Here is a 15,575-nt window from a genome sequence, read left to right on the forward strand (position 1 = left end):
ACGGCCGGCGCATCGCTGCGCCGGCCGGGCAAGTGTCGCATTTCAGGCGCGCTGCCGGGCCCGAAGGCCCGACAGCTGAGGACATCAGAAGCGATAGCGCAGCGTGACCTGGGCAGCCCACTGCGACTCCCCGCGAGCCTGACGCGTCACGAAGTCTTCGACGGTGTTGTTGAGGCTGTAGATGTAGCGGCCCTGCGCGTCCATGCCATTGAAGTTCACGAAGCTGCGGGCCTGCGCACCGCCGCCCTGGAACGCGATTTCGTCGACGCGGCCCCAATCCTTGTTGATCAGGTTGCCGATGTTGAGAATGTCGAGCGCGATCTCGGCCTTGTGTCCATCCATGAAACCCGGCAGCTGCTGGGTGATGCGAACATCGAAGCTGTTGGTCCAGGGAGAGAACTCGCTGTTGCGCTCAACCACCTGACCCGCGTAGCGGTCGAGGCCGTTGTCGCGCACGATCTGCCAGAAGGTGGCTTCTTCCGCCGCACCGCCGCGGAACACGACGTCGCTGCTGCCCGGGCCGCGCGGGATGTACATCAGGTCGTTGCCGCCGACGCCATCGCCGTTCATGTCGTTGTTGAAGGTCCAGCTGTAGGGCTTGCCCTTGCGGCCTTCGTAGAACAGTGAGAAGTCGGTGGCGTTGTCGTTGAACAGGAAGGCGCGGTAGCCCAGGGTGGCGACGAAGCGGTCACGCACGACGTAGGGCGAACGGGCCGAGATTTCCTCGTTCGGATTGAACACCGAGCGACCGTTGAAGTTGGAATTGGCCACCGACGAGGTCAGCGGACTCACTTCGGTGGCATCCGAGTAGTTGTAGGCCACCGACCACGACCACGGATCGTCCTGGCGGGCGCGCGACAGCGACAGCGTGAGGTTCTGGCCCTCGCCCTTGGTGGTGTTCTCGGCCACCAGAACGTTGTTGAAGCCGGCATTGTTGAGCGCACGGACGCGCACACCGCAGGTGCCGCCGGTGGTGAAGTTCGCACCGGTCCAGCAGTTGACGTTGTAGCCACCCGGCGTCCAGAACAGGGCGCGGCCGTCCGGACCAAGGCGGGTCGCATCACCCAGGTTCAGGTGCTTGTAGTAGATGCCGTGCTCGGTCTGCGTCAACAGCAGTTCGGCGCTGAACACCGCACCCCAGAACGGAGTCTCGTGATCGAACGCGAAGTTGGCCTTCCACACGGCCGGCATGCGCAGCTCAGGCGACAGGAAGTCGACGTTCGCGGCCGGGACCGAGCCGGTGAAGTTGGACACCTGGTTGTTCGGATCGACGCGGAAGATCGGACTGGTCGTGCACGCGGCGAACGCACCCGTACCGCAACCGACCACCTGGGTGGCGAGACCCGTGTTGGAGTAGGGGTTCGACAGCCAGACATTGGCGGCTGAGCCTTCGAAGAGCCCGATGCCCGCGCGGAACTGGGTCGCGCGCTCGGTATCGAAGGTGTAGTTCACGCCAAGGCGCGGCTGGAACAGACGCTTGCCGTCGAGGGTCACGCTGTTGTTGAGGCCAAAGCCGCCAGTGGCGCGACCGTTGACCAGCGCGCCCGGGACAGCAGCGGCAGCGGCGTTGAACAGCGGGCTGTCCGGCATCTGGGTCTCATCGACACGGAAACCGAAGACCAGGGTCATGTTGTAGTTGACCGCCCACGTGTCCTGCAGGAAGAAGCCCTGGTTGCCCAGCTCCCACTGGGCGACGCCGTCGTTAAGGGTCAGACCGGCGCGCGGCACCTGCACCTGGTAGGACAGCGGGACGCCCGCTTCGAGACTCTGGCCGCACTCGCTCGCCAGAATGCAGGCGAAGGTGTAGTTGCCGCGGGTGTTCTGCAGGAAAGCGTTGTACACGTCGTTGCGCGTCCAGTCGAAGCCGGCCTTGATCTCGTGATCGCCGACAAACCAGTTGCCGGCGAAGAACACCTCGTCGGTGTCGGTGCCCAGGACGTTGAAGTGGCGCGACTGCTCGGTACCGAAGTTCAGGAAGCGGTTGCCTCCCTGCACGCCGGCCGGCGGCGTGCCGCCCGTGAAGCGGACCGCGATCGCCGGCAGGAAGCTGTTGTTGAGCGGTTCGCTGGAGTACTCACGGCGGCTCACGCGCAGTTCGGTCGAGAAACTGTCGGTCCAGTCGGCGTACCACTGGCCCACCACGCCCTCGATCGTCTTGTCCTGGGTGTACCAGTGCGAGCTGTACGACAGCGATGTGGTGCTCGAGCCCGGGAAGATCGGATTGGACTCTTCGGTCTTGGTGTAACGCAGGTTGGCGCGATGGAAGTCGTTGATGTTCCAGTCGAACTTGACCAGCACGTCCTCAACGGAGAGCTCCGACTGGCTCGGTGCCTCCACCGTGCCGATGTCGACGCCGTAGCGGCTCTGCATGATGCTGCGGACGCTGTCGATCTGGGCCGGCGTGATGAACACCTGGCTGCCGTTGCCGCCAAGCGGCACGAACTGGGTGCCGACGCGCGTGGACTTGTAGTCTTCGTAGTTCACGAAGAAGAACAGGCGGTCCTTGAGGATCGGACCACCCAAGGTGAATCCGACGGTTTCGTCCTCAGACTCTGGCGGAGCGAAATAGCTGTCGTTGGTGCGGTTGTAGCGGTCACCTGCCAGCTGATCGTCGCGCCACACGTAGTAGACGCTGCCGCTGAATTCGTTGGTGCCCGACTTGGTGACGGCGTTGATGTTGGCGCCGGTATAGCCCTTCTGAGCGACATCGACATTCGAGATGTTGACCTGCACCGCATCGATCGCGTCGATCGAGATGGGCTGCTTCTGGGTCGGCAGGTTGTTGGCTTCAAGACCAAAGGTGTCGGAGATGCTGACGCCGTCGATGGTGATGCTGTTGAAGCGGCTGTTCTGACCGGCGACGGAGATTTCGCCGCGCTCTTTGTCGCTCTGCGACACGCGCGGATCGAGACGGGCGTAATCCTGAAGGTTGCGCTGGATCGACGCGAAGCTCTCCAGCTGCTCGCGATTGATCTGCGTGCTGGTGCCCATGCGCTCAGGCGAGAACACCGAACCGGCCGAACCCACCACCGTCACGGCCTCCAGCTCGGCGGCCTCGGAGGCCAGATCGACGTTGACAGCCGTGACCTGGTTCAGCTGCAGGAACACGTTCTCGGTGGTCTCGGGCTCAAAGCCGGGGCGCAGCACGGTGACGGTGTACGGGCCGCCGACGCGCAGACCGCGGGCGGTGTAGCGACCCTCGGCATCGGTGGTCGAACGCACGGTGGTGCCGGAGGGGGTGTGGACAATCACGACCTCGGCGCCGGCCAGGGCCTCGCCCTGCTCGGAGGTCACGCGTCCGGCCAGCTGGGCCGACGTGGTCTGCGCGAACACCGGGGTGGAAGTCGCAAGCACCAGCGCCAGGGCGCCGGCAAGTCGGGTGACCCGCAACTGCTTGTTCATCGTGCTGAGTTCCTGCGTTTGGAGGGGGAGCTTGCTGGGCCGGTGTCCGGGGCCCGGGGACGGGCACCGCGCGCCGGCGGGGTGTCGCCGCGGTGACGGCGACAGGCCGCCCAGGGGCAGCCCGTTGAACCGCGCTTCGAAAGTGTTCACGCGCCCACCGCCTCGGCCACCATACGCAGGCGTAGTGGCAAGCGCGCATTAACTCAAGTTTAACCGGACTATATGACAGTTTTGTAGCTTGGACGTCAGACGGTCATGTCGGACGTGCCGCCATTTCAAGGCGGCCAGCGCGCCATGCAAGATGCGTTCAATGGGCGGCGACGCCGAGGTAGCGCCCGCGTTTTGCCGGTTTCAGGCAGCCCAGGTCGATGCGGATCAAGCCGTCGACGCAGTGACCAAAGTCCGGATCCAGCCCGAAGTCGAGAAAGCGCACGCCTTCGGGCTCGCACAGCTCGACGTACTGGCGGTAGAGCACGGGCAGGCTGCAGCCCAAGGCGTCCAGCTCGGTGCGCATGCGCGCGAGACCGCCCTTCAGATCCAGACCGTGCAGCGCGGCTTCGATGCGCGCAGCGTGAGCCGGCTGGGGCCGATAGGGGTTGCGCGCGCAGGCCAGCCCCTCGCGGTCACCCAGAAAGTGCCGGTGGGTCTGGACGATCCAGTCGCGCGCGGGTTCGGGCAAACGCGCCGACAGGCTGACCGGGCCGATCAGGTAGCGAAGCTGCGGATGCTGCCGCAGGTAGGCGCCGATGCCCTGCCACAGGTAGTCGAGCGAGCGGCTGCCCCAGTAGCGCGGCTGCACGAAGCTGCGCCCCAGCTCCACCGCATCACGCAGGAAGGTCTCAGCGTGCGGGCGATAGTCGAACAGGCTGGCCGAGTAGAGTCGCTCGCGCAGCGTGCCGTCGACGAGGCGCCCCACCTCGGCCAAGCGGTAGGCGCCAACGATCTCCAGCTGCTCCTCATCCCATAGGACGATGTGCCGATAGTGCGCGTCGAAGCGGTCGAGGTCGCGACGCAAGCCCGTGCCCTCGCCGACCTTGCGGAAGGCCAGCTCACGCAGTCGGCCAATCTCTTTCAGTGCGGGGCTCTCGGGCTGCGCATCCAGCAGCAGGATGCGCCGACCGTCGGTGGTCGTTCCCAAGGGCTCGGCGCAGCGCAGGGCCGCCCGCACTTCGCGGGCCGGCTGCGGATGGGCGATCGCACTGGAGGTGGCAAACACCGGCGGTTTGCGCAGCCCCACCCGATAAACGTGCATGCGCATGCGCTGGGCGACCTGACGCTCGTTCAAGCCGTGGGCGATCAGAGCTTCGCTGGGCACCGGCGCGCCCACCGTCAGCGTGATCCGCTGGCTGCGGGCGAGAAAGATCTCGCGCGGCAGCATCAGGGTCGCCAGCGGCTTCGAAAGCATCGACACGCCGTAGAAGGCCGGCGAGTTGTGCGCTTCGATGTGCACCGGCACCACCGCCGCGCCCGCTTTGCGAGCGAAGCGCAGGAAGCCTTCCGACCAGCGTCCATCGCGCACGCCCTGCGGGCGGATGCGGCTGACCTCACCGGCCGGGAACACGATCAGCGCCTGCTCCGCATCGAGCGCTCGGTAGGCTTCGCGCAGACCCGCTCGCCCCTGCCCGCCGAACACATCCAGCGGCAGCAGCAGTTCGCGCAGCGGCGCCAGCTGGGTCAGCACCTCGTTGGCGAGGATCCGCACATCGCGACGGACCTGACCCACCAGATGCAGCAGACTCAGGGCGTCGAGGGCACCGAGCGGATGGTTGGCGACGATCACCACGGGCCCTTCGCTGGGCAGATTCTCGATGTCGCTCGGCGCCACTCGATAGCTGAACTGCAGGTGCTCAAGCGCCCGCTCGACGAAGTTCAGACCACGTAGCCCGCCAAGCGCGCCCAAGGTGTCGTTGACCTGCGCCTCGCAGGTCACCCGGCGCAGCAGTTCGACCACCGGACGACTGAGGCTGCGCCCCGCGCCCTGCGCGAGGGCCGGAAACGCGCGGTAGAAGCTGTGCTCGACGCTGATCATGCAGTGACGCCTGAGGCTTGGGTGACCAGCATCCTCACCGCCCCGCTTTGCGCGCCGATGACAGGCCCGGTGTCGCGTTGCCTACGCAGGCCTAGGCGCCCGCGGAGCTGCCAGCGACAGCCCACTCGGTGCCCGCACTCCCCTGTTGTGCTTTCTCCAGGCAGAGCAGCGCGGCGCCAGCGACAGCCGCGAACTGCGTGAGCGGAGAGCGTGCGAGCTCCACGCGCGGTGAGACTCAGCGCTCCAGCATCGCGACCAATGCATCCAACCAGCCTGTCTCAACTCCCAGCCTTGCCCTGGCACCGCGCACGGCGGCGTCGGACAGACTCTGGCGACCGCCCGCGGCGACCCAAGCGGCGACCGCCCGCAGCAGCGCCACGCATTCCACCACCGGCTCGACCGGCCCGCCACGACGCGGCTCAAGCTGGCGACCGAGGAGGCTGGCGCATTCGCGCCAGCGCGGACGCGATTCAAGAAACGCCGCAGCGATCGCGGCATGTCCACGCCAGACCGATCCGCGCGCTTCTTCTGCCGGCGCTCGCTCCAGCAGCCGCAGATCGGCGGGCAGCTGCGCTCGCCCCACGTTCCAGAGCAGCGCTGCGCCCTGCACCTGCATTGGCGCCATGGGAATGCCGCTTGCGGCGTGCAGGCGCGTGGCGATCTGCTCTCGCCAGAGCGCCGCGTCCGCCTCGCGCTGCAGGCGCACGTCTGCTGCGCCGCCGATGCGGCGGAACATGTCCAGATCGGCCTGCAGCGAGGTTTCATCGGCGCGACCGACATCGGCGCTCCACGGGTCCAGCAGCATCTGCAGAACGGCGAGCTGCTCCTCACGCTCGCGACCGCCGGGCGCCAAACGCTGCAGGCCACGCGTGACGGGATCGAGGTCCAAGGTGTAGGCCGACGCTTGCAAGCCGTGGCCGTGCAAGCTCTGATCGAGCAGGCGGCCGCTGCGCTTCAACAGGCTTTGCAGGGCATCATCCAGCGGCAGGCGACCCTCGCGCACGGGCTGCAGCACGTCTTCAAGGGCATGCACAAGATCCGCTGCGGCATCCAGCCGCAGCATGCGCAGCCCGCTCTTCTGCGAATGCAGGGCGCGGAACAGCGCGTTCAGCGCAGCCGGCGCGCTCGGGTCATGCTCGCACTCGGCCAAGGCACGCAGCAGCTGTCCACGCGCCTGCGCCCACTCGATCAGGAACTCGGCGAACAGCCGTTCCTCCGCGGTGGCGCTGTCGATGCGGGCACGCAAGGGGTCGATCCACATCGAGGCGGCCTGCGGGTCGGCAATCAAGGAAAGTCATCACCACGGCAACTGCTGTGGCGCACCAGGGGCTGGATGATCGCAGGAGCGGGCGGGCGCGGTCCATGCCAGGCCGCGACGCGCATCGCGGTGACAGGGGGCTATTCCGCTCCGGTCACAATGCGGAGGATGGCCGGCACGTCGCTGTCCAAGACCCCGCGTCGAGCCCGGGCAAGGTGAAGCTGATCGGCAAAGGCCTGCGCATCGGCCGGCAGCGCCCCGACCAGCTGGCTGTCATCGCCGCGCAGAAGCAGCGCGCCCTCGCCCACCGAGCTGTAAAGATCGATGCGGCTGCGCTGGTCGCCGCGCACGTGCACCACCAGTGACGGCGGCTGCGGATCAGGGCGCAGGAAACGCCCCTGGTCGCTGCGGTGACAGGCCTCGGCGGCGACCAGCTGGCGCAGCGAGGGCAGCAGGTCGGTCTGCTGGAAGGGCGCGCTGATCTCGCCGGGCGGCAAACCGCTGGCACCTGCGACGAGCATTGGCACCCGGGCCAGCGCGCGTTCGCCGAAGCGCTCGCGCTCCTCAGGCCACAGCGGAGTCATGCTGCGGTGGTCGCCGAGCACGATCAGCACGCCGTCTTCGAAGAATCCGCGGGCTTCAAGGGCGCGGTAGAACTCGCCGAAGGCGCGGTCAGCGCGACGAAAGGCGGCCTCTTCGCTGAGCGCGCCGGTGTCGCGATCGAGAAAAGGCGGATGCGATTCCACGTTGAGGAGGAAGCTGACCCAGGGCTGGGCGGGGGCATCCCCCAACCACCGCAGCACCCGGCGGTACAGCGCGGCATCGTCCGCTGCCGCAAACGGCCCGCGCGGCAAGCCCTCGTAGAACGGATGCTCGGCGCCCTCCCAATAGTCGAACTCTAGCGACTTGAACCAGCTTGGCTTGTCGAGAAAGCCGAGGTCACCGGTGGTGAAGAAGCCGCTCCAGTAGCCGTGCTCGCGCAGCTGCCTCGGCAGCGCCGTCGCCGGGTCCTCGAAGCCGGCGAAGGCCTTGAGGCTGGCATAGCGGCCCGGCTGCGGCAGCGGGTAATCGCCAGCAATCAGCGCGATCAGGCCGTGATCGGTGGTAAAGCCGTTGGCATGAAAGGCGCTGAACCAGGTGTTGGCGCGCGCTGCGGCGTCGAACTCCGGCACCCAGCTGTCAGTGAGATTCCCGGTCTCACGGCCCAGCGCGCTGTGGTAAGTCGACAGCGACTCCCAGATCAGCACGAGCACGTTGGACCGTCGCGATTGCCCAGCCTCGCAGTGCAGCGTCGGTGCCTGGACGCGCTGTTCGAGCGCCTGCACGAAGGCGGGGCTGTAGGTCTGCGACACGCCCTGTTCGCGATGCAGCTGCCACAGATTCATGAAGGAATCGCCGTTGACGTGGGCCGGCGCGGTGCCGCCCAGCGCGGCGCCAAGCCCCAACATCAGCGCGCTGCCCACCCCCAGCGTCGCAGCCCTGCGCGGATGCCGTGGCTGCGGCCACAGGCTGAGCGCGAGCACGGCGAGACCCAGCGCAGCCAGGCCCGGAAGCAGCACCGGCTGCTGCTGCAGGATGGCGTGAGCGAAGCGCTCCGTGGCATCCCACTCGGCGCCGAACTTGAACACGTCAAGCAGATACAGACGCGTGTTGAGCACGCTGAGGATCGAGAAGTCGGCCAGCATCAGCAGCAGCAGACACACGGCCAACAGCATCGCCGCTCCGCGCAGCAGGCCGCGCGGCAGCCACAGGCCGAGCGCCACGCCGCCGAGGCCCAGGGCCAGCAGCCAGGCGTCTTGACCGAACGCGGCGCGGCCCATGCAGCCGCCGCAGTTGGCGTTGGGCCCGAACACCGCCTCGACCTTCAGCGCCCGCAGCACAGCGACCAGCACCAGCGCCGTGGCCAGCAGGTAGGGCGCCAGTCGATGCAGGACTTTCAGCAGATGGCTCAGCGACAGGGAGGGCGATGCGAACACGAAGGCGTGGGCTGGGGGGCGAGGGCGCCACATGATGCGCTTACCCGGCTTCGCCTGCAGAAGCTCCTGCTCGCCCGCTCCGCCTGACCGGGCTCAAGCGCTTGGGGCTGGCTACACTTTGCGCATGCCACGACGCCCGCCACTCCGCCTGTCTCTGCTGATCTCGCTCGCGCTCGCGCTGACCCCGGCTGCCAGCGCGCAGACGGTTTACAAGGTGGTCCGCCCCGACGGCACGGTGCACTACACCGACCGACCGCCCGACAGCCTGGAGGGCGTGGAGAAAATCCAGGTGCGCGCCGAAGTGCAGCAGATCGCCCGCCTGCGCGTCGAGACCGATCGCGAACTCCGGCATGCGGTGGTCGGCAACGTCCTGCACGGGCCGCTGGAGATCCAGCTGATCGCCGCCGAAGCGAGCAATCTGCAGAGCGAACCCGCCCTGCCCCTGCGGACCGTGCTGACCGGTGAAGGCGAGCAGCGGGTGGCGGTGTTCGGGCCTCAGAACCCCGCGCAAGGCTGGGGCTTCTCGCTGCAGCTGCAGGCCATGCCGGGTGACCCAAGCGCCGTGCATGACGACGTCGACTACACCGTTCCCATCGAGGGCAGCGCCTGGCGCATCGATCAGAGCTGGGGCGGGCGCTTCAGCCACACCTCACCCGAGTCCAGGCACGCGGTTGACTTCAGCGCCGCTGAGGGAACGCCGGTGCTCGCCGCGCGCGAGGGCGTCGTGATGCAGATCGCCGACGACTTCCGCGGTGCCGGCCTTGATCTGGAGAAGTACGGCGCGCGCGCCAACTTCGTGCGGGTGCTGCATGCCGACGGCAGCATGGGCCTGTACGCGCATCTGGCGCCGGAATCGGCGCGCGTCGGGCCTGGGGCACGGGTGCGCGCCGGCCAGGTCATCGGCGAAGTCGGCAGCACGGGCTATTCCACCGGCCCGCACCTGCACTTCGCGGTGCAAGTGAACCGCGGGCTGAAGCTGGAATCGGTGCCCTTCCGCATGCAGGGCCCGAGCGGCGCGCTGCGGATTCCGGGCGCGCCCTGAATCAGCGACTGAGCTCGGATCGGATGAAGCCACCGGGCCGGAGTCAGGCGCTGCGGTAGAATCCGCGCCCCTTTGCTGCCCCGAGCGTCGCTGACGGCGACTGCCTGCCCATGATCACCGAAGCCGCGAAAGAGGCGCTGCGGCGCCGCACCTTCGCCATCATTTCCCATCCCGACGCCGGCAAGACCACGCTCACCGAGAAGCTGCTGCTGTTCGGCGGCGCGATCCAGATGGCCGGCTCGGTCAAGGGCCGCAAGGCCGCGCGCCACGCGACCTCCGACTGGATGGCGCTGGAAAAGGAGCGCGGCATCTCGGTGACCAGCTCGGTGATGCAGTTCCCTTACGAGGGTCACATCGTCAACCTGCTGGACACGCCCGGCCACGCCGACTTCGGCGAAGACACCTACCGCGTGCTGACTGCGGTCGACTCCGCACTGATGGTGATCGACGTCGCCAAGGGCGTGGAGGAACGCACCATCAAGCTGATGGAGGTCTGCCGCCTGCGCGACACGCCGATCATGAGCTTCATCAACAAGCTCGACCGCGAGGGCAAGGACCCGATCGAACTGCTGGACGAGATCGAGCAGGTGCTGGGCATCGCATGTGCGCCGATCACCTGGCCGATCGGCATGGGCAAGCGCCTCAAGGGCGTGGTGCATCTTGTGACCGGCGAAGTGCACGTGTTCGAGTCGGGCCGCAATTTCACCCGTCAGGATTCGACCATCTTCCCGAGCCTGGACGACCCGGGCCTGGCCAAGCTGGTCGGCGCCGAGCTGCTGGCCGAAACCCGCGAGCAGCTGGAGCTGGTGCAGGGCGCGGCCCAGCCCTTCGTGCTTGAGGACTATCTGGCCGGCAAGCAGACGCCGGTGTTCTTCGGTTCGGCGGTGAACAACTTTGGCGTGCAGCTGCTGCTCGACTTCTTCGTCGAGCACGCGCCCTCGCCCCGCCCGCGCGCGACCAGCAGCCGTGAGGTCGCGCCGGGCGAGGAGCCGCTCACCGGCTTCGTGTTCAAGATTCAGGCGAACATGGACCCCCAGCACCGCGACCGCGTGGCCTTCATGCGCATCTGCTCCGGCCATTTCACCGCCGGCATGAAGACCTTCCACGTGCGTACCGGCAAGGACATGAAGATCGCCAACGCACTGACCTTCATGGCCTCCGACCGCGAGATCGCCATCGAGGCCTGGCCAGGCGATGTGATCGGCATCCACAACCACGGCACCATCTCGATCGGCGATAGCTTCACCGAAGGCGAGCCGCTGTTCTTCACCGGCATCCCGAACTTCGCGCCTGAGCTGTTCCGGCGCGCGCGCCTGCGCGATCCGCTCAAGCTGAAGCAGCTGCAAAAGGGCCTGGCCCAGTTGAGCGAAGAAGGCGCCACCCAGTTCTTCAAGCCGCTGATGAGCAACGACCTGATCTTGGGCGCGGTCGGCGTGCTGCAGTTCGACGTGGTCGCCTATCGCCTCAAGGACGAGTACAGCGTCGACGCCAGCTTCGAGCAGGTCAGCGTCGCGACCACCCGCTGGATCCGCTGCGACAACGCCAAGAAGCTCGAAGAGTTTCGCGAGCGCAACGCCAACAACCTGGCGATTGATGCTGCCGGCCATCTGGTCTACCTCGCGCCCTCACGCGTCAATCTGCAGCTCACCCAGGAACGCTGGCCGGACGTGCGATTCGATGCGACGCGCGAGCATGCGCAGGCGGTGGGGCTCGACTGAGCGCCTGCCGACACGCTTCGCCTGCCGCGACGGCTGCCGGACGCCTGTGCCGACCGCGCGACCCGCAGGCATCGAATCAGCTAACGCCCTTGCAGTTGGGCAGCGCGCTTGCTTTCGCCGTTCCCGCGCGCCCTCGGCAAGGCGTCGGCAATCTCAGCGCCCTCCGAGCACGGGCGAGACGGCCCACTGCGGGCTCGACGGCCGCCGGTCGCGAAGCCGCCGAAGGCAAGGTTGATCAAGTCCATCCGGGCCTTGATCAGTGGTCGCGAGCCCGGCACCTGTCCGGACTCGCTCGCGCTGGATCAAGCACCGACGTGCTCGATCCGCGGGCGCGCCCTCCAGGTCGCGCGAGAACGCTGGAGTCTTCAGCCTCGTCGCAATGCAAGCGCTCTGGTTGCCTTCAGTTCAGGTTTGCCGCACTGCACCATAAGCAGCCGCTGCTAGCATGTCGCGCCCACGCACCGACTGGATGAGCGGCTCCGGTTTTCTGAGCCGTCCGCTCTCGGGGTGTGGGCACGTCGGCTCGCCCGCGCCTCGCCGTGGCGCACGCCGAACCTTGGAATGCCGCAGACAGGGCGCAGCCCGCCCGGGATCCGTATGTCCGACAGTTCAGTCACAGCGCTGCTGCACGCTTGGCGGTCGGGCGAGCCCGGCGCGGCCTCGGCTTTGATGTCCACGCTCTACCCGATCCTGCGCGAACTCGCCCAGAGCCAGCTCGCGCGCTTTCCCGGCGCACGCACCCTGCAGCCGACCGAGCTCGTCCACGAGGCCTACGAGCGCCTGCATCGGCAGCAGCAGGTCGACTGGGAGAACCGCAGCCACTTCTACGCAGTGGCCGCCACGGCCATCCGAGCGATTCTGGTCGACCATCTGCGTCAGAAGAGCAGCCAGAAGCGCGGCGGCGATGCCGTCCGCGTGGATCTGGACGCGCAGATCGACCGCGTCGAGTCCGCCCAACCCGCGCCGCTGGACTGGCTGGAGCTCGACTCCGCGCTGCAGACGCTGGCCGCGATCAATGCCGACTGCGTCCGCGTGGTCGAGATGCGCGTGTTCGGCGGCCTGAGCGTGGACGAGATCACCGGCGTCATGGGCAGCTCCACCGCCACCGTCGGCCGTCAATGGCGCTTCGCGCGCGCCTGGCTGGCCGAACATCTGAGCCCGTAAGGCCATGAGCACCGAAACTCCTCGCCCCGCCTCAGCGGCGGACCGCGACAGCGCGAGCTTGGGCCAGCAGCTTCTGGCCGCTTTCGACGCCGTTGCCGATGTGCCGCCCGCGCAGCGCGAAGCGGCGATTCAGGCTTTGGGCCTTGAGTGCCCCGAACTCGAACGCGAGCTGCGCGCCCTGCTCGATCGCGACGCCCAGACAGGCCCGCTGGACGCCACCCTGTCCGCGCAGATCCAGCCCCTGCTGCAGGAAGCCCTGCCCGAGCTGGATCCGGCCCCTGCACAGATCGGCCCCTACCAAGTGCTGCGCCTGCTCGGCGAAGGCGGGATGGGGCGCGTCTATCTCGCGCGCCGCAGCGACGGCCCGGTCAGCCGCGATGTGGCGATCAAGCTGATCCGTCCGGACCGCGCGGGTGCAGGACTTCTCGCCCGCTTCGAGGCGGAGCGCCGCCATCTGGCCGCGCTCGACCATCCCGGCATCTGCCGCTTCATCGACGCCGACAGCCTCGCCGACGGCACGCCCTATGTGGTGATGGAAGCGGTGCAGGGCGAACCGATCATCGACTTCTGCCAGCGCCACAGCCTCGGCCTGCGCGCCCGCGTCGAGCTGCTGCGCACGTTGCTGGCCGCGGTGGCCCACGCCCACGATCGCCTGCTGCTGCACCGGGACATCAAGCCGCACAACGTGCTGGTCACCGCCGACGGCCAGCCCAAGCTGCTCGACTTCGGCATCGCCAAATCGATCGAAGACGCGCAGGCCAGCGTCACCCGCACCGCCGAGCGTTTCTTCACGCCCAACGCCAGCGCGCCGGAGCAGCTGCTGGGCGAGCCGGCCGGCGTGGCCTGCGACGTCTACAGCCTGGGCGCACTGGCGTACGAGCTGCTCAGCGGCGCCCTGCCCTTCGACTTTCAGGGCCTGCGCGCTGCCGAGATCGAGCGCCTGGTGCTGCAGGTGGCACCGCCGCTGATGAGCGAGCGCAGCGCACTGCCCTGGGCCCGCGAACTCAAGGGCGACCTCGACGCCATCGTCGCCACCTGCCTGCGCAAAGCCCCCAGCGAGCGCTACCGCAACGTCGACGCGCTCGACGCCGAACTGCAGCGCTGGCTGGAAGGCCGCCCGGTCACGGCGCGGGCCCCCAGCTGGGCCTACCGCAGCCGCCTGTTCATTCGCAGGCACCGCGTGGCGGTGGGGCTGTCAGCGGCCCTGGTGGCCGCCATCGCCGTCTTCGGCAGCGGCCTCGCCCTGCAGGCCATCGAGCTGCGCGAACAGCGCAACCTCGCGGTGATCGAGCGCGATCGCGCGCTGCAGGTGGTGGAGATTCTGGAGTCGGCGTTTCGGAATGCGGATCCGGGGCGGACGGCGGGGGACAAGGTCACCGCGCGGCAGATTCTGGATGCGGCGGCGCCGCGCATTGAATCGATCAAGGGATCGCAGCCCCAGGTGTTTGGCCGACTTTCCGCTACGCTCGCAAAGGTCGAGTTGGATTTCGGAAATCATGAGAGAGCGGCCGCGCTTATAGAGAGCGCCCTAGAAGCGCATCAACCCAACACCCCCTACTCCGAAGAGCTTTTGCTCGTTGGCTCACTCGCGAATTCGCGGTACGGAAACTTGAAGAGAGCCGACGAGCTGCTTGTCCAGGCCGAAAGTGCACCGATTACGAACACGGCGCTTCACAGCCTCGCGCGAGCACGATATAGCTCCGCGATGAGCGACCATGCCACTGTCTTGGCGATTACCGCTCGTGCCATAGAACTGGATGGGAGCAAAGGCCTTGCGGATCCATCCATACTGATTTCGAATGAGATTAGATGGCTGCGTGCAGTCTCGATAATGAGATCCGTCAGCGTCGAAGCTGCACTCAGTTACCTTGGGACGATTATCGATTGGCAGCGCACGGCTCTTTCAGATAGTCACCCCTATCTGCTCAGATCCCGACACTACGCACTTCGCTTTCGAACCATTAATAGCCCTGCTATCGAATTGTTGGAGCCCACAAAGGATCTCTTGGAGGAGATGCTGCACATCCTCGGCCCCAACAGCTCCGAAAGCGCGTCCGCACGAATGCTTCTGGCAGATCTCTTAAACAAGGTCGGGCGACGCGAAGAGAGCCTGCCCCACTTTCGACAAGCCTTGGCCGTCCAGACTTTATCCAAAGGCGCCGAGCATGTCGATACCGTTAGGCTCAAAATGATCCTCTCAGGAGTCCTCCACAATGATCGGACAAAACCAGCTCCAGACGAATCTGTTGAGTTGTTAACAGAGGCGTATGCGACGTGCTCGAGCAGCTACCGCCCTTGGAGTCCAATCACAATGACTGCCGAGAGAAGCCTTATTAACGCCCACCTATCCAGAAAGGAGTGGACTAAGGCATTCGAAATTGGAGAAAATGCAGCCAATAGAAGCTCAAACGATGCAATCGACCCCTCCAGCCTTGCAATTTATCGCAGCTCGCTTCAAGATCTTATGGCAGCCTCTCCGTGCAGCTCGATGGATCCCCATTGGATGGGCGAGTGCGAATCAATTGCGAAGGCATTTTCCCGCACGGAAGTCCGCCCCCTCACAAAAGGAGAGCCAGAGTGAAACTCAGATTGTGCGCGCTTTTTTCTGCGATTTTTTTCGGCCAGATCAGCTTTGCCGCCGACTGTAACATTAACACCGTCGAGATAGACGATGGATGTTCCGATCCCGGAGATTCATTCCTCGTGCCGCTCATAACCGGCGATGTCATTTTTTCCGGGAGCACCCCTGGAGAACCAGGCGGCGAGGGCGATCGCGAAGGCGGCGCTGATTGCCGTATGGAATGCCCGGAAGATGGTGCTCCCCCCCACCCTACGCTCGAGTGCGCGCAACACGGCCGTCAACTCGCATGCGTTGTTTGGCCGCAGGGCGCAGGTCTGACCTACATCTGGTCACACACTCCGGGACTGACCCTGCATCAGCCACTCGTCAGCCAATCTCCCACTCAGTTGATTGATTGCGGGAACT

8 protein-coding genes are annotated in these 15,575 nt (G+C 66.6%); 4 read left to right on the plus strand and 4 right to left on the minus strand.

Annotation, left to right across the window (positions count from 1 at the left end; all coding sequences use genetic code 11):
* Nucleotides 1-84 precede the first annotated feature (84 nt).
* The 4 genes from H4O13_11755 to H4O13_11770 form a co-directional block, all read right to left on the minus strand.
* Nucleotides 85-3,402, minus strand: a complete 3,318-nt coding sequence (locus H4O13_11755; protein MBE5316061.1) for a carboxypeptidase regulatory-like domain-containing protein — start codon at nt 3,400-3,402, stop codon at nt 85-87.
* Nucleotides 3,403-3,709: 307 nt separating this feature from the next.
* On the minus strand, nt 3,710-5,431 hold the full coding sequence (locus tag H4O13_11760; GenBank protein ID MBE5316062.1) for a lysophospholipid acyltransferase family protein: 1,722 nt from the start codon (nt 5,429-5,431) through the stop codon (nt 3,710-3,712).
* A gap of 235 nt (nt 5,432-5,666) precedes the next feature.
* Nucleotides 5,667-6,719, minus strand: a complete 1,053-nt coding sequence (locus H4O13_11765) for an Hpt domain-containing protein (protein ID MBE5316063.1) — start codon at nt 6,717-6,719, stop codon at nt 5,667-5,669.
* A 110-nt stretch (nt 6,720-6,829) separates the two neighbouring features.
* Nucleotides 6,830-8,665 (minus strand): LTA synthase family protein, encoded by a 1,836-nt coding sequence (locus H4O13_11770; GenBank protein MBE5316064.1) that lies wholly within the window; start codon nt 8,663-8,665, stop codon nt 6,830-6,832.
* 124 nt (nt 8,666-8,789) lie between these two features.
* Between H4O13_11770 and H4O13_11775 the strand changes: the two genes are divergently transcribed.
* The 4 genes from H4O13_11775 to H4O13_11790 all read left to right on the plus strand — a co-directional run bounded on the left by H4O13_11775 (nt 8,790) and on the right by H4O13_11790 (nt 15,170).
* The gene (locus tag H4O13_11775) at nt 8,790-9,707 is read left to right on the plus strand and encodes a M23 family metallopeptidase (protein ID MBE5316065.1); all 918 of its coding nucleotides are present in this window, start codon (nt 8,790-8,792) and stop codon (nt 9,705-9,707) included.
* 113 nt (nt 9,708-9,820) lie between these two features.
* Complete coding sequence (locus tag H4O13_11780; protein ID MBE5316066.1) at nt 9,821-11,425, plus strand: peptide chain release factor 3; 1,605 nt, start codon at nt 9,821-9,823, stop codon at nt 11,423-11,425.
* Between the two features lie 597 nt (nt 11,426-12,022).
* Nucleotides 12,023-12,589: a sigma-70 family RNA polymerase sigma factor gene (locus tag H4O13_11785; protein ID MBE5316067.1), complete on the plus strand. Its 567-nt coding sequence runs from the start codon at nt 12,023-12,025 to the stop codon at nt 12,587-12,589.
* Nucleotides 12,590-12,593: 4 nt separating this feature from the next.
* Nucleotides 12,594-15,170 (plus strand): serine/threonine protein kinase, encoded by a 2,577-nt coding sequence (locus H4O13_11790; GenBank protein ID MBE5316068.1) that lies wholly within the window; start codon nt 12,594-12,596, stop codon nt 15,168-15,170.
* The last annotated feature ends 405 nt before the right edge of the window (nt 15,171-15,575 follow it).

This window comes from Lysobacterales bacterium (genome assembly GCA_014946745.1).
In the GTDB taxonomy this organism is placed as follows: Bacteria; Pseudomonadota; Gammaproteobacteria; order Xanthomonadales; family Xanthomonadaceae; genus Aquimonas.